This window comes from Paraburkholderia sp. TE9906, from assembly GCF_056279605.1.
The window spans coordinates 417,725-437,488 of record NZ_JBWCCT010000008.1 but is presented as its reverse complement, the minus strand read 5'-3'; the positions used below and the strand labels follow the sequence as shown (position 1 = coordinate 437,488).

20 protein-coding genes and 1 tRNA gene are annotated in these 19,764 nt (G+C 62.0%); 7 read left to right on the top strand and 14 right to left on the bottom strand.

Annotated features, from left to right (window positions below; all coding sequences use genetic code 11):
* Nucleotides 1-280 precede the first annotated feature (280 nt).
* Nucleotides 281-514, bottom strand: coding sequence for a hypothetical protein (locus ACZ9H4_RS23895; protein WP_476121200.1), 234 nt, complete (start codon nt 512-514; stop codon nt 281-283).
* Nucleotides 515-1,241: 727 nt separating this feature from the next.
* On the opposite strand from ACZ9H4_RS23895, the gene ACZ9H4_RS23890 reads away from it, so the two are divergent.
* Nucleotides 1,242-1,700: a hypothetical protein gene (locus ACZ9H4_RS23890; protein WP_408156568.1), complete on the top strand. Its 459-nt coding sequence runs from the start codon at nt 1,242-1,244 to the stop codon at nt 1,698-1,700.
* Between the two features lie 218 nt (nt 1,701-1,918).
* Here the strand turns inward: ACZ9H4_RS23890 and ACZ9H4_RS23885 are convergent, their stop codons facing one another.
* The 6 genes from ACZ9H4_RS23885 to ACZ9H4_RS23860 all read right to left on the bottom strand — a co-directional run bounded on the left by ACZ9H4_RS23885 (nt 1,919) and on the right by ACZ9H4_RS23860 (nt 5,830).
* The gene (locus ACZ9H4_RS23885; protein ID WP_476121198.1) at nt 1,919-3,133 is read right to left on the bottom strand and encodes a tyrosine-type recombinase/integrase; all 1,215 of its coding nucleotides are present in this window, start codon (nt 3,131-3,133) and stop codon (nt 1,919-1,921) included.
* 190 nt (nt 3,134-3,323) lie between these two features.
* Nucleotides 3,324-3,399 (bottom strand) — tRNA-Ala (locus tag ACZ9H4_RS23880).
* Between the two features lie 72 nt (nt 3,400-3,471).
* Nucleotides 3,472-3,822 (bottom strand): c-type cytochrome, encoded by a 351-nt coding sequence (locus ACZ9H4_RS23875; RefSeq protein ID WP_476121196.1) that lies wholly within the window; start codon nt 3,820-3,822, stop codon nt 3,472-3,474.
* Nucleotides 3,819-4,610: a BON domain-containing protein gene (locus ACZ9H4_RS23870; protein WP_408139612.1), complete on the bottom strand. Its 792-nt coding sequence runs from the start codon at nt 4,608-4,610 to the stop codon at nt 3,819-3,821. The genes ACZ9H4_RS23875 and ACZ9H4_RS23870 overlap by 4 nt, the downstream gene beginning before the upstream one ends.
* A gap of 26 nt (nt 4,611-4,636) precedes the next feature.
* The gene (locus tag ACZ9H4_RS23865; protein ID WP_408139613.1) at nt 4,637-5,224 is read right to left on the bottom strand and encodes a phosphoheptose isomerase; all 588 of its coding nucleotides are present in this window, start codon (nt 5,222-5,224) and stop codon (nt 4,637-4,639) included.
* 216 nt (nt 5,225-5,440) lie between these two features.
* On the bottom strand, nt 5,441-5,830 hold the full coding sequence (locus tag ACZ9H4_RS23860) for a YraN family protein (protein WP_476121193.1): 390 nt from the start codon (nt 5,828-5,830) through the stop codon (nt 5,441-5,443).
* 205 nt (nt 5,831-6,035) lie between these two features.
* On the opposite strand from ACZ9H4_RS23860, the gene rsmI reads away from it, so the two are divergent.
* Nucleotides 6,036-6,914 (top strand): 16S rRNA (cytidine(1402)-2'-O)-methyltransferase, encoded by an 879-nt coding sequence (gene rsmI / locus ACZ9H4_RS23855; protein ID WP_408156562.1) that lies wholly within the window; start codon nt 6,036-6,038, stop codon nt 6,912-6,914.
* 129 nt (nt 6,915-7,043) lie between these two features.
* Here rsmI and ACZ9H4_RS23850 read toward each other — a convergent pair whose 3' ends face one another.
* Complete coding sequence (locus ACZ9H4_RS23850) at nt 7,044-7,646, bottom strand: septal ring lytic transglycosylase RlpA family protein (RefSeq protein ID WP_476121191.1); 603 nt, start codon at nt 7,644-7,646, stop codon at nt 7,044-7,046.
* 633 nt (nt 7,647-8,279) lie between these two features.
* Here ACZ9H4_RS23850 and ACZ9H4_RS23845 point away from each other — a divergent pair.
* From ACZ9H4_RS23845 to ACZ9H4_RS23835, 3 genes are all read left to right on the top strand, one after another.
* A complete protein-coding gene (locus ACZ9H4_RS23845) occupies nt 8,280-8,924 on the top strand; it encodes an MBL fold metallo-hydrolase (RefSeq protein ID WP_408323114.1) in 645 nt (214 codons plus the stop codon).
* Entirely contained in the window at nt 8,921-9,550 is a 630-nt protein-coding gene (locus tag ACZ9H4_RS23840; RefSeq protein WP_408139621.1) for a 3'-5' exonuclease family protein, read from the top strand. The genes ACZ9H4_RS23845 and ACZ9H4_RS23840 overlap by 4 nt, the downstream gene beginning before the upstream one ends.
* Before the next feature lie 90 nt (nt 9,551-9,640).
* A complete protein-coding gene (locus tag ACZ9H4_RS23835; RefSeq protein WP_012431468.1) occupies nt 9,641-10,099 on the top strand; it encodes an Lrp/AsnC family transcriptional regulator in 459 nt (152 codons plus the stop codon).
* Between the two features lie 73 nt (nt 10,100-10,172).
* On the opposite strand, the gene ACZ9H4_RS23830 is transcribed toward ACZ9H4_RS23835, so the two are convergent.
* The 3 genes from ACZ9H4_RS23830 to ACZ9H4_RS23820 form a co-directional block, all read right to left on the bottom strand.
* Entirely contained in the window at nt 10,173-11,402 is a 1,230-nt protein-coding gene (locus ACZ9H4_RS23830) for a cation diffusion facilitator family transporter (protein WP_408139623.1), read from the bottom strand.
* 294 nt (nt 11,403-11,696) lie between these two features.
* The gene (locus ACZ9H4_RS23825) at nt 11,697-11,999 is read right to left on the bottom strand and encodes an H-NS histone family protein (RefSeq protein WP_007179626.1); all 303 of its coding nucleotides are present in this window, start codon (nt 11,997-11,999) and stop codon (nt 11,697-11,699) included.
* Between the two features lie 394 nt (nt 12,000-12,393).
* Entirely contained in the window at nt 12,394-13,056 is a 663-nt protein-coding gene (locus ACZ9H4_RS23820) for a HugZ family pyridoxamine 5'-phosphate oxidase (protein WP_476121186.1), read from the bottom strand.
* A gap of 236 nt (nt 13,057-13,292) precedes the next feature.
* Between ACZ9H4_RS23820 and ACZ9H4_RS23815 the strand changes: the two genes are divergently transcribed.
* Nucleotides 13,293-14,507 (top strand): MFS transporter, encoded by a 1,215-nt coding sequence (locus ACZ9H4_RS23815; protein ID WP_408139627.1) that lies wholly within the window; start codon nt 13,293-13,295, stop codon nt 14,505-14,507.
* A gap of 372 nt (nt 14,508-14,879) precedes the next feature.
* Here ACZ9H4_RS23815 and ACZ9H4_RS23810 read toward each other — a convergent pair whose 3' ends face one another.
* The 3 genes from ACZ9H4_RS23810 to ACZ9H4_RS23800 form a co-directional block, all read right to left on the bottom strand.
* Entirely contained in the window at nt 14,880-15,896 is a 1,017-nt protein-coding gene (locus tag ACZ9H4_RS23810) for a cupin-like domain-containing protein (protein ID WP_408139629.1), read from the bottom strand.
* A 141-nt stretch (nt 15,897-16,037) separates the two neighbouring features.
* The gene (locus ACZ9H4_RS23805) at nt 16,038-17,183 is read right to left on the bottom strand and encodes a branched-chain amino acid ABC transporter substrate-binding protein (RefSeq protein WP_408139630.1); all 1,146 of its coding nucleotides are present in this window, start codon (nt 17,181-17,183) and stop codon (nt 16,038-16,040) included.
* A 438-nt stretch (nt 17,184-17,621) separates the two neighbouring features.
* Nucleotides 17,622-18,722: an NAD(P)H-dependent flavin oxidoreductase gene (locus ACZ9H4_RS23800; RefSeq protein ID WP_476121183.1), complete on the bottom strand. Its 1,101-nt coding sequence runs from the start codon at nt 18,720-18,722 to the stop codon at nt 17,622-17,624.
* 274 nt (nt 18,723-18,996) lie between these two features.
* Here ACZ9H4_RS23800 and ACZ9H4_RS23795 point away from each other — a divergent pair, with 274 nt between their 5' ends.
* Nucleotides 18,997-19,698 carry a dienelactone hydrolase family protein gene (locus ACZ9H4_RS23795; RefSeq protein WP_408139634.1) on the top strand — a complete coding sequence of 234 codons (702 nt, stop codon included), beginning with the start codon at nt 18,997-18,999 and terminating at the stop codon, nt 19,696-19,698.
* Nucleotides 19,699-19,764: the final 66 nt, after the last annotated feature.

The window sequence follows — 19,764 nt, the reverse complement described above, 5'->3', positions numbered from 1 at the left end:
AGTAATTTTTCGCTAGTTCCCCGGCTCGACAAGGGCAGCAAGACGAAAGCCGCGGTGCGAATCGGGCTTTTTCCGCTTTGGGGCGCCGGTACAACCGGCGCGATCTTGTAAAGAAAATCACTACTCTCGATCTTCAGGTCGGCTCGTTGCAGTCCAAAGGCTGAACTGCTCGCAATGGTCTGGAGCCGTCTTGCAGAGCGTGTTGTTGTTTCAGTACAGCCAGTTTGTGATCGACGCGACGCTGTGGGTTTGGGATGCACTCGCGTATCGCGCCGTGGTATTAGATGGACTGGGTGCAAGCGGGCAGGTAGATCAATAGACCTCTTCGGTCGGGTTCAAGCGGCAGGTCGTCGAGGCGATTCCCAAACGAGCCGGGTCGGCCGCGCTCATCGCTCACGAGCACGACATCAACCCCAATCTGCTGTTCAAATAGTGTCGTCACTATCTTGCCGGCGATTTCGGGATGCCCGACGCCCCGTTGCCGCTGGTCTGCACAAAAAACGTCTCCATCCATGCGCGGATATGCAGGCCGTCCGGCCGCCTGATTCACCAAAGGCACACATGCTCTTCAAGCACAGCCTCTGGCTCGTTTCTACTGGCTCCCACTCCCCACTCCACGGTGCCAAAGCAATGTTGCACGAAGTGGCGACGTTACGATCTCACCCAGTTCGTTGTAGTTACAGACGCACACCAATCCGCAACCAACCTGCGGAATCACAATTCGGCCATCGGTTGGCGCCCAAAAACCGGCGCAAGCCTATCCTGCAATACCGTTACTCACACTAGACTTGAACGCTACCCGAAGGGTGCAGAACCGGGTCACCAAGAACGTCGCCAATATGCGCGGCGTTTTTATCTCCATTTGCAAACGCAAGGCGGATAAAAACAAGAAGCTGCGTCGCATAATCCGATCGCACCCAAAAATAACCCGTACCGCGCGCGAATCCTAAACGGTAGTCATGGGCAAACATCCTTAGCGGTAGCGAACGTGACTTGCACGCTCGACGGGCGAGCGATGCCGCCAAATTTCATGCACATCTCTGCGACATGGCCCCCCCTTGACAGATGTCGTTGCGCCTCCGCCACTAACAGAAAAAAGTCCCTTGTTCCGCAGCGTTCCACTACTGACCAAGGGGATCCGTCATCGTTCACACCGCGCACGAATGCGGCGTTGACGCGCCAACAAGCCGCATGCACGATCAGTTCGACACACTGCTCGCCAGCGCAAACGGAAGGTCATCATGCCCGCACCGAAGACTTACACGAAAGCCCAATGGGACGAGTTCGCACGACTGCTCGACGCGCTTCCGGAAAAACCGCCCTCCGAGCGACGGATTACGGTACGCGACGCGATGCCGGACGTGCGCGCCCACATCGAGGCGGCCCGCGCCAAAGGGTATTCGGTCGAACAACTAATCGATCAAGCAAAACAGGCGGGTATCAACGTGACCGCCAGTGCGCTTCGATACGCGCTGCAGGAGACGAAGAAACGACGCGCCAACGCTCGTCGAACGGATGGCACTTCCAATGCGACCGGCACCACAAAGACTTCTCTCAACCGCTTGGCGACGGGTCCAGTCCGGCAGCAAACCGGTCCAGCGTCTCAAAGAAAGACGGAGCGCGGAAATAATGAACCCGGCTCCATGGTCGTTCAAGATGCGTTCAGTTTCCAGATCAGACCGGATACGGAAAATCTCTAAATATGAAGGCGATATGAACGGAGATGTACGCAGGACGTAACCGCAACGAATCTAAACGTGATTTCAACCGTGCAAGATCGCGTCGGAAACGTCCAGTAACATCACGGCTGGTTGTCAGCAAAATTTCAACATTCTCGCGAAAACAAGTCCTCTCCATCACTAGAGACGAGCGACTCTCCATGCATCGGCAATAACCGCGGTGCGCCAAGACTTCCACCTCAAACACACCTCGGCCAGAGCGGCCCCACTTCCGCCCCCGCCTTCAGCCGATCCAGATAATCTGCCCACGCCTGCATCATGACGACCCGGTCGTCGATGAACCGCGTACGGTTGTAGGCGCTGCCGAGCGAGTCAGGCACCCGGTGCGCCAGTTGGTGCTCAATGACTTCGGCAGGAAATCGTAGCCGCTCATGCAGGATGGTCCGAGCCATCGCCCGGAATCCGTGGCCGGTGATCTCAGTTTTCGTGTCGAAGCCCAGCCGCTGCAGCGCAGCATTGATCGCCGCGCCGCTCATGGGCTTTCTGCGATCACGACCCGGAAAGACACAACGCCATTTACCGGTTTGCGCCTGCAACTCCTTCAGGATCTCCACAGCCTGGTTGGCCAGCGGGACCAGATGCTCGGTCTTCGTCTTCGAAACAGTAAAAGACCATGCGCGCCGTTCCAGATCAATCTGCGCCCACTCGGCCTGCCTCAACTCGCCGGGTCGCACGAACAGCAACGGCGCAAGTTGGAGCGCCGCGCGCACGACCAGCGTCCCGGAAAAGCCATCGAAGGCGCGCAGCATCTCTCCGACCTTCTCGGGATCCGTAATCGAGGCGAAGTGGGTATGCCGGTTCGGCCGCAGCGCGCCGCGCAGGTCGGCACTGACGTCACGCACGGCACGCCCGGTCACCACAGCGTAGCGAAAGATCTGACCGCAGTTCTGCTGAAGCCGGTGTGCGGTGTCGTGAGCCCCGCGCTTCTCGGCACGGCGCAGCACTTCGAGGACTTCAGGCGGAGTGATGTCGGCAATGGGACGCGAGCCTAGCCACGGGAACAGGTCCTTCTTCAGCCGGCCAATGATCTTCTCGGAGTGGCTCGGCGCCCACCCGGGCGCCTGCTGCTCGAACCACTCGAGTGCGACGGCCTCGAAGGTCGTGGCCGCGTTCAACCGGGCCAGGCGTTTCTTGTCCTTCTTCGCCTGTCCGGGATCAATGCCATCGGCGAGCATCGCACGCGCCTCGTCGCGCTTCCTGCGGGCGTGGGCAAGCGTGACATCCGGATACACGCCGAGCGCCAGCTTCCGCTCCCGGTCGTTGAACCGGTATTTGAGGCGCCAGTATTTGCCGCCAGACGGCGAAATCTCGAGATACATTCCGCGGCCGTCGGAGACCCGGTAGGTCTTCTCGCGAGCCGCGGCGCGGCGAACTTCCAGATCGGTAAGAGGCATGGGACACCTCCAACAGCGTGGGGGCCTAAATTTCCGGCGGGCTCAAAAATGAGCCTGATGCCCCTAAAACTGCGCCGAAAGGCCCCCGGCTGTCAACGGAAACCCCAATTCCGGAATGGAAACAAAAACCCCGCGATCCTTACGGGACGCGGGGTTTGCGGAATTCTACGGAACTGCATGGAACACGTGATGGTGGAGAGGAGGAGGATCGAACTCCCGACCTTCGCATTGCGAACGCGACGCTCTCCCAGCTGAGCTACCCCCCCAACGTGCGAACAATTCTAGCACAGCCATTTTCTCTTTTGCCAAGCCTCAACGCCTGGCAAACACCCTCCGAATCACTTCTCTGGCGCCCCTGCCAACACCCAATCCACCACCGCACGAATATCCGCATCGCTCATCGATTGATGTGCCGGCATCGGAATCATGCCCCACACGCCGGAGCCGCCCTCCTTCACCTTGCGAGCCAATTTCACCTGCGCCTGCGCATCGCCCTTGTATTTCGCGGCGATCTGCTGAAACGACGGACCGACCAATTTGCGGTCCACCGCGTGACATCCCATACAGGCATTCGCAGTGGCGACCGTCCTCCCGCGCTGCGCATCGGAAGCAGCACATGCCGCCGTCGCAACGAGACCCGCCACCGCGCCGACCATCAACGCGGCGGCGACAACAACACCACGTCTCATGGCGCAGCCTTCGGATTACCCGGACGCACCGAGTTCGAATTGCTGACCGGCGCAGGCGCCTGCTGCTCCAACGGCCGCGCACTCACCGACGAATCAGGAATCGCGCCGACCGTCGGCTCGCCCGCATCCGGCTGCGAAGCGGCAACCGGTGCCGTGGCTGCCGCAGTGGCCGCCGCCGCGGCTTCCTGCGGCTGAATGTACTGGAACACCTTCACGACCTGGACGACACCCGGCACGCGGCTCGCGACGTCGGCGCCGCGATTGCCTTCATCCATCGTGACGAGCCCCATCAAATACACGGAGCCCCGCTCGGCCACCACCTTGAAGTTGTTCGCCGAAATATTCTTCTCGGCGATCAGCGCGGTCTTCACACGCGTTTCAAGATACGTGTCGTTGGTACGCGAGGAGAACGAGCTGGCCGGCATGATCGCCAGTTCGTTGACGATCGTATTGACGTTGTTCAAGCCGCGCACAATGCTCTCGGCGCGCTGCTTCGACGCGTCGCCCGCGACCTCGCCCGTCAGCAGCACACGGCGGTTGAACACCGCCACGTTGACATGCGCGCTATCAGGCAAATTCTGGCTGATCTGCGACATCGCCTTCACTTGCAACTCGCGATCTTCGGTCTGCGCACCGAGCGTGCGCCGGTCGGTCGCCACCAGCGCGCCGCCGCCCGCCGCGCCGGCGACGGCAAGAAAGCAGCCCTGCAACGTTGCCGACAGCCCCGCCGAAAACCCAACCACCAGCACGGTTCTCACCAGTGTCTTCTTGATGTGGAATACGCTCATCAACTAGCTCTCCTTCGGAATCAGTCTCAGTCTTCGCCCAGCAACATGGCATCGATGCCGTCGCATAGACAATGGATGGTCAGCAAGTGCACTTCCTGAACGCGCGCGGTCCGGTCGGACGGCACGCATACATGAATGTCCGTATCGCTCAAAACTTCCTGCATGCGCCCGCCGCCCTTGCCGGTCAGCGCGACCACGATCATTTCGCGCTCGTGCGCGGCTTCGATCGCGGCAAGCACGTTCGCGGAGTTGCCCGAGGTGGTGATCGCAAGCAGCACGTCGCCCGGTTGGCCGAGCGCCCAGACCTGCTTCGAGTAAATCTGTTCGAACGAATAGTCGTTGGCGATGGCGGTCAGCACGGACGTGTCGGTGCTCAGCGCGATTGCCGGCAAGCCGGGCCGCTCGCGCTCGAACCGGCCGATCAGCTCTGCTGCGAAATGCTGCGCGTCGGCCGCCGAGCCGCCGTTGCCGCATGCAAGAATGCGATTGCCGTTGGCTAGCGCGGCGAACATCGTGTCGATCGCAGCGGCGATCGGCATCGACAGGGTTTCGAGGGCTTCGAGTTTGACTGCCGCGCTGTCGCGGAAGTGTTGTTGAATGCGTTCGACTGACATCGAGTCTCTATCTTCTACCGCGAATGGACCGCACTGCGCGGCCGTGTTGTGAAGTCGTATTGAGAAGTCGCGTTATGCCGATGAACCTCGCCGGCAACGCAGTGCCCGAGCGCAAAAAGCATTGCGTAATGCGCTGTTACTGTGTTGTCGGCGTTGCCTCACGGCCGCACGCGAGCGCAAGTTTATCGCACTCACACGCGTTCTCCGCGCAAGGCGTCAGACTTCGTCGGCGCGAAACGCGTCGCGCAGCCAGACAAGCCGGCCGCTGTCGAAAGCAATCACGTCGAAACGGCAGGCTGGCTGACCTCGCGAACCGTCACTGCGCGTCGCCAGGTAGTGCTGCGCCGCGCGCACGATGCGCTGCTTCTTGCGCCAGCCGATGCTAGCGGCCGCGCCGCCGTAGCAACGCTGCGAACGCGCGCGGACTTCGACGAACACCAGCACGCCGTCGCGATCGCGCATCACGAGATCGATCTCGCCGCTCCGGCACGACACGTTGTGTGCGACGAGCCGCAAGCGCTGGCGTTGCAGGAATTCTCGCGCACGCACCTCGAAAGCCGCACCGACGAGCTTGGACCCGCTGGGTTTGGAAAAGTTGTAGGGCATGGGCGCTGCGTGGGATGTCGTTGTCGGCGTGACAGTAGTCACCGCGGTCGCCGACGCTTCGGTCCTCCGCGCCTTCGCCCCTGTCGGCGCACTCGTCCGCTCCCTCGAAGTCCGACCGTCGTGCCGATCGCCCTCCCCGCCTAACCCGCGCAACCCCACGTGGCACAATGGCGGCCTCATTCCGTCTGTTTGCGTCTTCTGCCTCATGACTCCTCTCTCCGAACTCGCGCAAGGGCAGCAGTACCCTGCCGCTGCGCTGTATGTGGTGGCCACGCCGATCGGCAACATCGCCGACGTCACCCTGCGCGCGTTGCATGTGCTCGGACTGGTGGACCGCATCGCTGCCGAAGACACCCGCAACACAGGCCAGTTGCTCGCGCGCTACGGCATCTCGAAGCCGCTCGTCGCCGTGCATCAGCACAACGAGCGGGCCGCGGCGCTGCGTCTGATCGAGCATCTTCAAGCGGGCGAACGCGTGGCCTACGTGTCCGACGCAGGCACGCCCGGCATTTCGGACCCCGGCGCAAAACTCGTCGATGCGGTCCGTGACGCCGGCTTTCCGGTCATCCCCCTGCCCGGCGCAAGCGCGCTCGCGACCGCGCTGAGCGCAGCCGGCGACTGGGTCGCGACGTTCTCGTTCCTCGGCTTCCTGCCGCCGAAAGCAAAAGCCCGCGCCGCGACATTGCAGACGCTCGCGCAACATTCGCACGCGATGGTGTTCTACGAAGCGCCGCACCGGATTATCGAAACGGTGCAGGCGCTGGCCGACGCGTTCGGCGGCGAGCGCAAGCTGCTGATCGCGCGGGAACTGACGAAGTTACATGAAGCGCTGCATCGCGGCACCCTGGCCGAAGGGCCAACGTGGCTCGCCGCCGACCCGAATCGGCAACGCGGTGAATTTGTACTGGTGGTGGAAGGCGCATCGCCAGAAGCCGCGGGCGAACACGATCACGACGCGTTGCTGCGCATCCTCCTGGAAGAGTTGACGGTGAGCAGCGCGGCGAAGGTGGCGGCGGCCATCACCGGCGCGTCGCGCAACGCGCTGTACACGCGCGCGTTGGCCCTGAAGGCGGACGGAGAGTAAAACGAACGGACAAAACTAAAGGGCCGCGCAGTTCTGAACCGCGCGGCCCTTCGTTTTTTTGCGGAGACAGCCACTGCGTGCGTGGCCGCCGTGCTGCGCGACGCTGTAGGCGCGTCAGACGCACCTACATCATTTCTCGGCGTTCGAACCCGAGGTCGACGCCAGCGTTTCGTTGAGTTCGGCGCGCGCTTCCTGCTGCGTCAAACCTTCGATCCGCACGCTCGCCGTCCCGGCGTGACGCATGTCGAGCGCAGCGGCGGCGGCGGCCGACAGGTCGATCACGCGGCCACGCGCGTACGGACCCCGGTCGTTGATACGCACGATGACCGAACGCGAGGTGGCCGGATTGGTCACGCGCACATACGAGCCGAGCGGCAGCGTACGATGCGCGGCCGTCAGCGCGTGCATGTCGTAACGTTCGCCGTTAGCGGTACGGCGGCCATGGAAGAAACGACCGTACCATGAAGCGCGACCCGTCTGATGGAAGTCAGACACGTCCGCGCCGTCGTCCGTCAGTGGCTTTGCGTCGGCCAACGGCGTGCCTTGGGCAGCCGGGCCAGAGGCCGGCGCGCTACCGTAGGATTGCGGTCCGAAGGTGCCCGATTGCGCATGTTTCGTGCTGCGCGGCACGTCGTTTGCGGACGTGTCGGTGGCGCCTGGCGGCGTGGCACAGCCGGCCAGCACAAAAAAGGCAAAAAGAGTCCCCAGACTGCGGGTCAACCGAGTTTTCATAAGACGTATCAAATTGTCGAGCCGCATCACGCGAAAAGTTATGCGTGTTGCCTGCGACTCCGGCGGCAAAGGACGACAACGCGCCGCGCAGACGAGCGCAGTACGTCAAAGCCCGGATGCGGCTCATTCAGCCGCTACCGCACGGTTAATTTTCACGTCTGGCGCAACCTGTCCCCGGCAGCCTGACCAGACCCCACATGCCGCCATCGAACGTGGCAAACACGTTCTTGCGCGCGCAACTCAGCGCACAGGAACGGCGGCGTAGGCCCCACCCAGCGTCACGGCAGTTAAGTCCGTTGCAGGCGCGTGGCGCCTGGCTGGGCAAGACGTGTGCATCGAACGCATCGATACTTGATGGCCGTCGACAAACGCGACAGCCCATACTTGAGTGGCGATCCGCGTGTCCATTTTTGATGGGGACGCATCGCCGTGTGACAACACAGTGACCTGTGCATGGGGTCCATTATACCCAAAACAAAATTTTGAGACGCCAAGCACATGAAAAGCTTGATGAATTCTCACATTTGCCGCAAAAATGAGCAGACAAAAGCCCGCCCCGGCGGGCTTCAACGGCTCGGCGAGCACGAGCGAGACGCCGGTACAATCAACGTTTTTCCAGCGGCGCCGTCCCCCATGAAAGTCACCTTGATCCCCGTCACGCCGTTCCAGCAGAACAGCTCGCTGCTCGTTTGCGAGGCGACCGGACGCGCGGCCGTCGTCGATCCGGGCGGCGACCTCGACGTCATCCAGGGCGAGATCGCGCGGCAGAACGTGACGGTCGAGAAAGTCTTCCTGACCCACGGCCACATCGATCATTGCGCCGGCGCGAAGACACTCGCCACGCACTATGGGGTGCCGATCGAAGGCCCGCATCCCGACGAGCGCTTCTGGCTCGACAAGCTGCCGGATCAAAGCACGCGCTTCGGCTTCCCCGCCGCCGATGCATTCGAACCGGACCGCTGGCTGCACGACGGCGACACCGTGCAGTTCGGCGACGAGACCCTCGAGGTCTATCACTGCCCGGGGCACACGCCCGGCCACGTGGTGTTCTTCAGCCGCGCGCACCGGCTCGCGCTGGTGGGCGACGTGCTGTTCGCCGGCTCGATCGGCCGCACGGATTTTCCGCGCGGCAATCATGCGGACCTGGTGCGCTCGATCCGCGAAAAACTCTGGCCGCTCGGCGACGACGTCACCTTCGTGCCGGGCCACGGTCCCACCTCCACATTCGGCGCGGAACGGCGCACCAATCCGTATGTTGCCGACGGGGTGCAGGCATGAGCAGCGAAATCTACGTCAGCACCGATGTCGAAGCGGACGGCCCGATCCCCGGTCCGCATTCGATGCTCAGTTTCGCGTCAGCCGCGTACACGGAAGACAAGCAGCTGATCGCCACCTTCTCGGCGAATCTCGAATTGCTCGAAGGCGCCGCGCCGCATCCTGTTCAGGAAGCGTGGTGGAAGACCCAGCCCGACGCATGGGCGGCCTGCCGCAAGGATTTGCAAACGCCCGAGGCCGCGCTGACGGCCTACGTCGACTGGGTGGAGGCGTTGCCGGGCAAGCCGGTATTCGTGGCGATGCCCGCCGGCTTCGATTTCACCTACATGTTCTGGTACATGATGCGGTTCGTCGGCCGCTGCCCGTTTTCCTGGTCCGCACTCGACATCAAGACGCTCGCCTTCGCGATGACCGGCCTGCCGTACCGCAAGAACATCAAGCCGCGCTTCCCGAAACACTGGTTCGACGAGCATCCGCATACCCACGTCGCGCTGGACGACGCAATCGAACAGGGCGCGCTTTTCTGCAACATGCTGAAAGACCTGCGCGCGAGTCAGGCCGCCTTGCTCGGGGCGGCTAAAGATGGGGACGGCTCAGGACAAAACGCCGCTGAGGAACCGGCAAATTAGGCGATCTCCCTCGCCGAAGCCGTTTTACATTGCGTTTCGTTTTCGCGCCCTCTACCATGCGTTGATACGGCGACGCAAACGGAGGCGCAGTTGACACTCGATACGTTCTCACAAAAAATCCTGCGCTTGCTGCAGCTGGACGCCCGCCGTTCCGTGCAAGAGATCTCCGACCAGGTCGGCCTGTCGAGCACGCCTTGCTGGCGACGCATCAAGGACATGGAACAATCGGGGGTCATCCAGCGCTACACGGCGCTGCTCGACCGGGAAAAGCTCGGACTGCATGTGTGCGCGCTTGCGCATATTCACCTGACGCGTCATACCGAGGGCGGCGTCGAACAGTTCGAGCGGGAAATCGCCACCTGTCCCGAAGTCACCGAGTGCTACAGCACGACCGGCGAATCCGATTACATCCTCAAGATCGTCGCGCCCGACATCAAGGCGTACGACAGCTTTCTGCACGAACGCATCTTCAAGATTCCCGCCGTTGCGCAAGTGCGCACGAGCGTCGTGCTGCGCGAAATCAAGTTCGATACGCAATTGCCATTGTGATCGCTTGACGGGGTGACGCTGCCGCCCTTCGCCTGCGCGGCGCCTGTTTTATCGACGCTCGTCGAGTCAGTAATCAGACGGTGCCGTGCGATTCCGCGGCTTTGGCACGATCGGCCGCTGCGCCACCGGTTCGTGCCGGGAGTACCTCCAATTCCTGCAACACCTCCAGCTTGCGGGCGCCCAAACGACGCTTGAGTTCTCCCAGATCGATCTGGCTGAGCGTCGACGCGCCACGCTCGCGGTCCGAAACACGGGGCGGAGCCGCCGGTAGCACCACCTCCACGTCGAGCCCCGTGCTCAGGTAGTGGATGTTGACTGCGGCGGCCTGCATACCGCCCGCCGCCAACGCCGCGTTGACCTCCGTGATCACCCGCTCCCGCGCCGGCAGATCGACAGGCAGATGCGACACCGCATCGTTCTCAGGGTCGACGTGGATCAGCGCGTCGAGTACCCGGTTGTCGCTCAGCACGCGCAGGCGCGCCGATTCGGCAATGTAGTGCCCCTCGGAGACGGAGATCAGCGGATCGACCAGGATGTGCGCGTCGACGAGCGCGAAGTCGCCCATCTTGCGTGTGCGCATTTCATGCACTTCGCGCACGCCGGGGGTCGCGAGCAGCAACGCGCGGACGTCGGCGGAGGCGGCTTCGTCGAGCGCGCGGTCGGAAAGATCCTGCAGCGCGTCCCAGCCGAACATCCAGCCCATGCGCGCAACCATAAAGCCGACGATCGCCGCGGCAATCGGATCGAGCAGACGCACGCCGGCAAGGCTACCGACAATGCCGATCGCAACCACCAGCGACGACGCCGCGTCCGAGCGCGCATGCCATGCGTTCGCGATCAACATGGCCGAGCGCACGCGCTGCGCTTCACGCAGCATGTAGCGAAACAGGCTCTCTTTGGAGATCAGCACCAGCACCGCGACCGCGAGCGCACTCGCATGCACGGCGGGAATGCTTTGCAAGTCGGCGAGGCGTGTGCCAGCACGCCACAACATGCCGACACCCACCGCAATCAATGACGCGCCCAAAAATAATGAAGCCACCGTTTCATAACGGCTATGTCCGTAATTGTGATCGGCATCGGGCTTCGCGCCGCTATGCCGATTGGCAAACAGCACGACAAAATCGGAAATCAGATCGGCGAGGGAATGGACACCGTCGGCAACCAGCGCCTGAGAATGCGCAAACAGGCCGACGACGATTTGCAGTGTCATCAACACCGCATTGAGCGCAATACTCACAAACGTGCTTTTGCGCGCAACGCTATGTTTCTCGGCGGATTGGGCGGTGGAGGCGGAAGGCATCGTGAAATGGGGTGAAAAAAGTGCGTCCCCGTATTCTACCCGCGGCACTCCGAAGCAGACGGCGAAAATCTAAAAAATTCCTTTTAAATCATGTGGTTATCTAAACGAAAAGCATTCGCGTTCAATTCCCGAAGTGCGCGCGGCAAAATACCACACGAATACGCCGCACAAACAAAAAAACCGCGCCCTAACGGTACGCGGCTTTCTTTGGCCAGATCAGTGCGCGCTAAGCGCACTGACTGGATCAAGTCGTATTACCAGCGGGCCGAGGCAGTACTTTGCCGGCCACGAGCATTACTTCTGGATCAGGAATTTCTCACGGTCCAGACCTGCGATCCAGCGCGGCGGCTTGCCACGGCCCGACCACGTGCTGCCGCTGTCCGGGTCACGATACTTCGGCGCGACGCCTGCGCGCGGGCGAGCGGCTTTAGCGCCCTTCGCTGCGCGGCCACCGCCTAGTTCGGTCAGCGAGATGCCGTAGTCGGCCATTTTCTGCTTGATCTCATTCAATACTTCTGCGTATTCACGCGACTTCGCTTCTTCAATCTGCTTTTCAAGCTTCTCGCGCTGTGCGAGTAGTTCTTTGTAGGAAGACATAGGTTCCCTTGTAGTTTGGATAAATGACTGCCAGTCTTAAGCCGGCTTGCCCTTTGAAGGTGTTCATGCCTCGGAATTTTTTGGCGAGATTAACACAAAATAGAAAGCCCACAAAAGCAGGCATGAAAAATTAATCGAAATTCGTTTCAAAAAGTTTCCCGCGTAACTTTGCATCCTACGCTTTCTTTCAAACGCCTGATTTCGGACGTCACTGAAAACGGCCGTGATCCCTCGTATTTACGTGATTATTTATCAAAAAATGGAAATTCAGATAGCGATCCGGCATAAACATTTCATGGAATGATAACTTTCATATAAGCATCCCGCGTGCATTTTTCGGGAGACACCGGCTCCTCTATTGGTACATGAGTGTTTTCCCGGAAACACAATCAAACTAATTCGTTTGTCGTTTGATGCAACCTTCAAGCGCCGTATGCAAGGTTTCGGGGGTCAGCCCGGCGTCGTCGAAGGCGAGCCGCTTGCGCACACCTGCCAGCTTCAGATCCGCGCCGTATCGGTCAACGCCAAGCAGTTGGAACGCCCCACCGCCGCCGTAAGCGCGGTTGAATTCTTCGATGAGCGCATTCTCCTCATCGACGCCGAGTGGCGGCAGCGAATCGAGTTCGGCCCCACTCAACCATCCCATCGCACCGAAGCCGCCGATGTAGCGCAACCGCTCGAGCTTCATCGCCCAGAAAGTGAAGTCCCCGAGAACAAGGTAGCGCTCCGCATCCGGGTGATAGCGCAAGTAGCGCTGTACGACCTCCGGCGTCGAGTCGACGGGTTCGAAGGTGCCCAGCAGCGTGACGCGCTGCCCGCTCAGCACGTCGCCGTCGGGGGCGTCGACCACCAGAAAACCGGCGCGCGGATCGGCGCGCAGGTTGTGGGTATGCTCGGCGAGCCGGCTCACCAGAATCGTCGGGCGATGCCGCGTGTCCGGAGCGAATGGCAGCATCGACGGATACGGAAAACCTTCCGGCTGGCGCGCGTGCGTGGCGAGCGTGCCGACAGCGGCCGTGTGCAGCAGATGCAGCGGAGCATGAGCGGGAATGTTCAAGAGCGCATACCTCGGTAGAGGGGTGGATGGGTGGCGAATCGCCGAGGGCACAGCCACGGAACGAGGACGGCGAACCATCTGCACCGCCTGTCACGTTGACGCCGAATAATCGCCAGTATCCGCCGCCCCCCTTCCAAACATAAGGCCGCCCACTTCGATAGAATCGAAAATCCGCTTTCAACGCGCTTACCCCACGTGTGCTTTTTCGCCACGCGACTCCCTTCCACGAGATTTCAGTGCCCGACCACCAACCCGCCGAATTCGCCACGCTCCCCGCCGCTCACCGCGACCTGTCCGACACCGCTCGACAGCGGGCGCGCTACGCCACGATGGCGGTCTTCTTCATCGCCGGCATGATGTACGCGTCGTGGGGGGTGCATGTGCCGACGGTGCGCGACCGCTTCCATCTGAACGCGGCGCTGCTCTCGTTCGCGCTGCTGGCCGTGGCCGGGGGCTCGATCGGCGCGATGGCGGCGAATGCTTCATGGATCGCGCGGGTCGGCACGCGCCGCGCCTGCCTCGCCGGCGGGCTCGTGATGGCGGTTTGCGCGGCGCTGATTCTGGTCGTACCGGCGTACTGGATGCTGCTGGTCGTGCTGGCCATCTTCGGCGCGGGCATGGCGACGCTCGACGTCGCCATGAACGCCGAAGCCAGCGCCGTGGAGAAAGCACTGGGCAAGCCGATCATGTCGGCGCTGCACGGCATGTTCAGTGTCGGCGGGATGTTCGGCGCGGCGGTCGGCGGTGCGTTGCTGTCACGAGGCATGGCGCCGGCGCTGCATCTGGCACTGGCCGCCGCGGTCAGCGCGCTGGTCCTCGTGAGCGCCTGCCCGTCGGTGTTGCCGCACGTGCCGCACGCCGAGCACCCGGACTCCGCCACGCCGCGCGCGAGCCGCTGGCGCTCGCCGGCGCTGTGGGCGCTCGGCGCGATTGCGCTGGTCGCGCTCATCGCGGAAGGCGCGATGTACGACTGGGCCACCGTCTATATGCGCGACGTCGTACTGGCTACGCCCGCGCTCGCGAGCGCGGCGTACGCGGCATTCTCAGGCGGCATGGCGGCGGCGCGATTTGCCGGCGACGCGGTGCGCGCCCGCTTCGGCGCGCCGCAACTGGTGATGTTGAGTGCGACGCTCGCCTGCGCCGGTATGGTCGACGCGCTGCTGCTGCCGAATTCGATCGCGGCGCTCATCGGCTTCGCGCTGATCGGCCTTGGCCTCGCGAACATGATGCCGGTGCTGTTCGCGGCGGCGGCGAACGTGAAGGGCGTCCACGCGGCCGAAGGGCTCGCGCACGTCGCGGGGCTCGCGTACTTCGGGTTGCTGCTTGGGCCGGTGATCATCGGTGCGGTGACGCAGCTGACCAATCTGACGATCGGTTTGTCGGTCGTCGCCGTGTGTTCCGCGTCGATCGCGGTTGCCGGTCCGAAGGTGCTGCGGCGCCTGAAGATCTGACGCCGAAGCGCGGCGGCGGCTTCGAGCACCGGGAGTGGAACGGGCAACTCAACCGGCAACCCGCTCGCGCCGATCACCGGCCTACTGACCACGGTCACGGGCACTTTGACCGGCGCGGTGAGTTCGGGCGGCGGCTTGCCCGGCCTCGGCAGCCTCGCGACAAAGAAGTGACGAATTCGAATAACGGCGGCACATAACGGCGCAGCAAAACAAGCGTCGCAAGAGAAGAAGCGAGCTGGGCAACCGGCTCGCCTTTTTTATGCCCGCACCGCACGCTTAACTGTCGCGTCATGAGTCGAATAGGACGGGTCGCTGCGTTTCGAAGCGAATACCTGAACGCCGCGATTCAAAACAACCTCCGGTGCCCCCGCGTCAAAGTTCGTGATACGTATCGTAGTGACGCGAAAAATCGTTACCCCGCAGAAAATTGGTGAACGTCATCGTCACCGATGCGTCGAGTCCTTCCACGTAATGCCACCAGCCAATCGGCAGAAACAGCAATTCGCCGGGCGCGAGCGTGCATTCGAGCAGATGCGCGTTGCGCATGGACGGAAAACGTTCGTAGTCGATTGCGTGGCCGTCCACCTGCGAATAGCAATGCAGATGGTTCGCCATCTGCGGCGTATCGGATAACGGCACCAGTTTGATCCGCTTACGGCCGATCACCTGAGCCATGAAGTTATTGGTCAGATCGTGATGAAACGGCGTTCGGGTGCCGGGCGGTCCCATCCAGAAGAAGCCCGTATCCGGCGATTCGCCATCGAGATATTCGCCGATGACCGGCACATCCGCCCATAACCCCGCGAGCGCCGTGCGATTGCGGGAGGTGTTATTCGCGGTCATGTAGAAATCGTTGGTCGGACCGCTGCGTTCGACGAGATCGACATAATCGGCGAAACGCATCATCCGCTTGAGCTTCGGCTGATTGATCTCGTAATTGGCATCCGACTCGCGGCCGAACTGCACCTCGACTTCGGCGTTGCCGCAACGCCCGCGCAGATAGTCGAAAGTCCATCGGGTGCGCGCGGGCCAACAATCGAATGCGCCGGTGATGATGACCGGCCGGTTCTGAAAGTAGTACTGCTCGAAGAATTCATCGCGCGATAAACGCTCGCGCCGCTCGATTACGCCGCTCGCCGCGCGCATGCTGTCGAGCGCGCCATACACCGACAAAATCCACTCGCGCTTACGCAAACGATTGCGCAAGCGTGCGGCCCCATGAAAATAAGGACTCGCGAGCACCGCATCGATTTCGCGCGCGGCGTGTGCCGGCGCGAAACCGTGTTCGACCAGCGCGTCATGCAACGCGGGCGGCGCGGCGTCGAGCAGCAGATTTTCGGCAATCCAGCGGCGCCAGTCGTCATCGATCGAGCGGGTCACAGTGGTCACGGCATTTCCTCATATGGTGTACGCAACCGTGAGTCTCTTATGCCAGCGCCCAAAAGAAAAGGCACGCAAAGCCTGACGGCCTGCGTGCCTTTTAACCAGTTGACCGAAGACAGCCAATAAGCCGTCCCCAGTCGCGCGGATTTACATCTTCACGACATCGAGCAGCGTCTTCTTGCCCGACTTGTAGTTGTACAGCGAGATCACGCCGTGTTGAAGGTCGCCCTTCGAGTCGAACGTGGTTTCACCGATCACACCCTTGTAGTCGGTGGTCGGCATCGCTGCGAGGATCTTCGCCGGATCGGTCGAACCAGCACGCTTCATCGCGTCGACGATGATGTACACCGCGTCATACGTGAACGGAGCGTAGATCTGGATCGGCTGACCGAAACGCTTCTGATACTTGGCGAGGAACGCCGGGCCGCCAGCCATCTTTTCGAGCGCCATACCGGCTTCCGAGCAGACGATGTTGTCGGTTGCATCGCCAGCCAGATCCGACAGCTTGTCGGTACAGACGCCGTCACCTGCCAGCACCTTCGCACGCAGGCCGAGCTGCTTGGCTTGCTTCGCGAACGGGCCGCCGGTGGCGTCCATGCCGCCGTACATGATCGCATCCGGGTTTTCACCCTTGATCTTCGTCAGAATCGCGCGGAAGTCGACAGCCTTGTCGTTGGTCGCGTCATGCGACATCACGTTCAGGCCGAGCGACTTGGCGGTCTTCTCGAATTCGTTCGCGAGACCCTGGCCGTAAGCGGTCGAGTCGTCGACGATCGCGACGCTCTTCACTTTCAGACCCTTCGCTGCGTAGTTAGCCAGTGCCGGACCTTGTTGCGCATCGGTCGCGACGACGCGGTACGTCGTCTTGAAACCTTGTTGCGTATAGGCCGGGTTGGTGGCCGACGGCGAAATCTGCACGATGCCCGCATCGCTATAGATCTTCGATGCCGGAATCGACGTGCCCGAGTTCAAGTGACCGACGACGGCGACGACCTTGTCGTCGACCAGCTTCTGTGCGACTTGAGTTGCCGTGCGCGGGTCGGCCGCATCGTCTTGCGGATCGAGTTGCAGCGTGATTTTCTGGCCACCGATCGTCAGGCCCTTGGCGTTGATTTCCTCAACTGCCAGGCGCGCGCCGTTTTCGTTGTCTTTACCCAGGTGAGCGATACCGCCGGTCAACGGCGCAACGTGACCGATCTTGACGACCGTGTCGGCTGCAGCCGATGTTGCCAACGTCGCGAACAGCATCGCCGCAGCGCTGATCGGCAACAGCTTTTGAATCTTGATGTTCATGTAAGTCTCCAGTTTCGGTCCCAAAAACAACGTAATCGCCCTGTGCCCCCGCTTCCCCAACACGTGTCGCTCAGTCCCGTGGACGATCACGCCGGTTGCATCGTTCATGCACTTGGCCAGCACCTTTGCCGGACTGTTTGTGACAGGCGGCAAACCGTACTTGCGCGCAAGTGTAGGTGATCAAATTAATTTGTGGGACTTTTTTGAGAAAGTGGGATGAACACTAATAGCGTTTATCCCACAGTGGCCCGTTCGGGCTGGCTTGACTGGCTGGAGATCGCCAACCCATGCGGGTTTCCGCCAGGTGAGGCTTTATTCTAAAAGCTGCGGCTCGAGACTTTCCCGGCTAAAACCATTAGTGATTCGAACCGGTTCCGTGCTTAAAAATCAAGCGCTTCGCAATCGATTGCGAAGCGCGCCGGGAGTGCCGCCAAATCCTTATTTGAATGCGGCGATCCGTGCCGTCGCGGCACGCCATTCCTGCTCGAGTTGCGCCATCAATTCGGCGGCGCCGAGGTCTTCACTGCGCGCACGGACCAAGGGTGCACCCTGGCCCGACCAGAGCGAAAGATAGTCGCCGTTCTGCGCGCGGCCCGCGCTTTGACGCAGTTCCTGCGTCAAAGCATTTTGCACGGGATACGGCGCGATCTTGTCCATCGTTTCGCTCAAGCGTTGCATCAACGGGTTGCGTATGCCACGGGCATGGCGTCCGGTGATCGCGCGCGTGACCGACGTCGACGTGTCGGACATCGCGCGTACTCGGGTTTTCCATGCCTGCGGTATTGCGCTTTCGTGACAGGTGAGGAACGCGGTGCCCATCACCGCGGCTTGCGCACCGAGCGCGAGGGCGGCGACAATGCCGCGTCCATCCATGATGCCGCCCGCGGCCAGTACCGGCAGTCCGGTCGCATCGACGAGTTGCGGCACGAGCGCCATGGTGCCGATCAGCGCTTCCTCGAATGCGCCGATGAACGTGCCGCGATGCGCGCCCGCTTCCGCGCCTTGCGCGGCGATCGCGTCCGCGCCGGCGTCGCGCCATGCCACACCTTCGGCAACGTGCGTCGCAGTGCCTATTACATAGAGGCCATTCGCATGCAGCCGTGTCACGTCATCGGCGCAGAGCAGACCGAATGTGAAACTCGCCACCGGCACGCGCAATTCGATCAGCATGTCCAGTTGCGCGCGGAAGTCCGGCGCGTAGCGTTCGAGCGGCTGGCCCGGCGGCAAGCCAAGATCGGCGCGCAATGGATCGATCGCTTCGAGCGCGCGCCGCACGGTGGCATCGTCGGGCGCGGCGGAGTCGAGCACGAACAGATTCACGCCGAACGGACGATCGGTCAGCGCGCGAATCGCCGCGACTTCGCTCGCGATCTTCTCGGGCGACAACGCCGCGCCCGCGAGAAAGCCGAGCCCGCCCGCACTCGACACGGCCGCCACCATCGCCGGCGTGGTCGCGCCGCCGGCCATCGGCGCCTGCACCACCGGCACCCGCATTTCAAAACGCTGCGCAAACGGCGTCACAAAACTGTCTTCACTCATGATCTATTCCTTTTCCGGCAATACGCTCGCAACAGGGGCGAGCCGATACGCCGACTCTACCGACGCGAACCACGACGGAAAAATGAATTATCAAGAATGTTTCATTCGCCTTACGAGAACAGCGCCGCGCGGCGCGGCTCGTCAACCCGCTCCCAGCCGCGCTGCAAGGCGGTTCTTTTGATGGCACACTAACTGCCGCTTCAGGCATTCGGGCCTCTGGCATTTTCGTTAAGACCGGCCTCGCGCAATCTCGTGCAGGCCAATGGAGAACAGCATGAGCACGACTTCCCGATGGATCGACATCCCCGCCGGCGACGACAGTTTCGGCGGCTACCTTGCGCTGCCTAAAGGCGGCAAAGGTCCGGCCGTCATCATCATTCAGGAAATCTTCGGCGTGAACGGCCATATCCGCTCGATCGCGGACCAGTACGCGCAGGACGGCTATGTCGCGCTCGCACCGGACGTGTTCTGGCGCGTGCAGCCGCGCGTCGAATTGACGTACGACGGCGCCGATCGCGACAAGGGCATCGAACTGATGCAGAAGACCAACCTCGACCAGGCCGTCACCGACATCGGCGCAGCCGCGGCGGCATTGCGCGCGATGCCCGAAGTCACCGGCAACGTCGCGGCCATCGGCTACTGCTTCGGCGGCCGGCTCGCGTATCTGGCCGCGGCGCAAGGCTCGGTCGACGGCGCAGTCGCCTACTACGGCGGCGGCATCCAGAACCAGCTCGATCAGGTGCCGAACATCCGGGTGCCGATGCAGTTCCACTACGGCGAACTCGACGCGCATATTCCGCTGTCGGATGTCGGCCAGATTCAGGAACGCTTCGCCGGCCGCAGCGACGTCGAGTTCTACATTTATCCGAACGCTGATCACGGCTTCAACTGTTCGGAGCGCGCATCGTATAACCAGCGCGCGTCGGCGTTGGCGCATGGCCGCACGCTGACGTTCCTCGGCGAGCGTCTGTACTGACGTCGGCACCGCGCGATTCTGAATCGCGCAATGGATTCGCGCACGTGCTGCACCCTGTCGAATCCG

Coding starts and splice junctions, on each gene's coding strand:
- ACZ9H4_RS23895 (WP_476121200.1), bottom strand. CDS start 514: ATGGATGGAGACGTTTTTTGTGCAGACCAGCGGCAACGGGGCGTCGGG.
- ACZ9H4_RS23890 (WP_408156568.1), top strand. CDS start 1,242: ATGCCCGCACCGAAGACTTACACGAAAGCCCAATGGGACGAGTTCGCA.
- ACZ9H4_RS23885 (WP_476121198.1), bottom strand. CDS start 3,133: ATGCCTCTTACCGATCTGGAAGTTCGCCGCGCCGCGGCTCGCGAGAAG.
- ACZ9H4_RS23875 (WP_476121196.1), bottom strand. CDS start 3,822: ATGAGACGTGGTGTTGTTGTCGCCGCCGCGTTGATGGTCGGCGCGGTG.
- ACZ9H4_RS23870 (WP_408139612.1), bottom strand. CDS start 4,610: ATGAGCGTATTCCACATCAAGAAGACACTGGTGAGAACCGTGCTGGTG.
- ACZ9H4_RS23865 (WP_408139613.1), bottom strand. CDS start 5,224: ATGTCAGTCGAACGCATTCAACAACACTTCCGCGACAGCGCGGCAGTC.
- ACZ9H4_RS23860 (WP_476121193.1), bottom strand. CDS start 5,830: ATGCCCTACAACTTTTCCAAACCCAGCGGGTCCAAGCTCGTCGGTGCG.
- rsmI (WP_408156562.1), top strand. CDS start 6,036: ATGACTCCTCTCTCCGAACTCGCGCAAGGGCAGCAGTACCCTGCCGCT.
- ACZ9H4_RS23850 (WP_476121191.1), bottom strand. CDS start 7,646: ATGAAAACTCGGTTGACCCGCAGTCTGGGGACTCTTTTTGCCTTTTTT.
- ACZ9H4_RS23845 (WP_408323114.1), top strand. CDS start 8,280: ATGAAAGTCACCTTGATCCCCGTCACGCCGTTCCAGCAGAACAGCTCG.
- ACZ9H4_RS23840 (WP_408139621.1), top strand. CDS start 8,921: ATGAGCAGCGAAATCTACGTCAGCACCGATGTCGAAGCGGACGGCCCG.
- ACZ9H4_RS23830 (WP_408139623.1), bottom strand. CDS start 11,402: ATGCCTTCCGCCTCCACCGCCCAATCCGCCGAGAAACATAGCGTTGCG.
- ACZ9H4_RS23825 (WP_007179626.1), bottom strand. CDS start 11,999: ATGTCTTCCTACAAAGAACTACTCGCACAGCGCGAGAAGCTTGAAAAG.
- ACZ9H4_RS23805 (WP_408139630.1), bottom strand. CDS start 17,183: ATGAACATCAAGATTCAAAAGCTGTTGCCGATCAGCGCTGCGGCGATG.
- ACZ9H4_RS23800 (WP_476121183.1), bottom strand. CDS start 18,722: ATGAGTGAAGACAGTTTTGTGACGCCGTTTGCGCAGCGTTTTGAAATG.
- ACZ9H4_RS23795 (WP_408139634.1), top strand. CDS start 18,997: ATGAGCACGACTTCCCGATGGATCGACATCCCCGCCGGCGACGACAGT.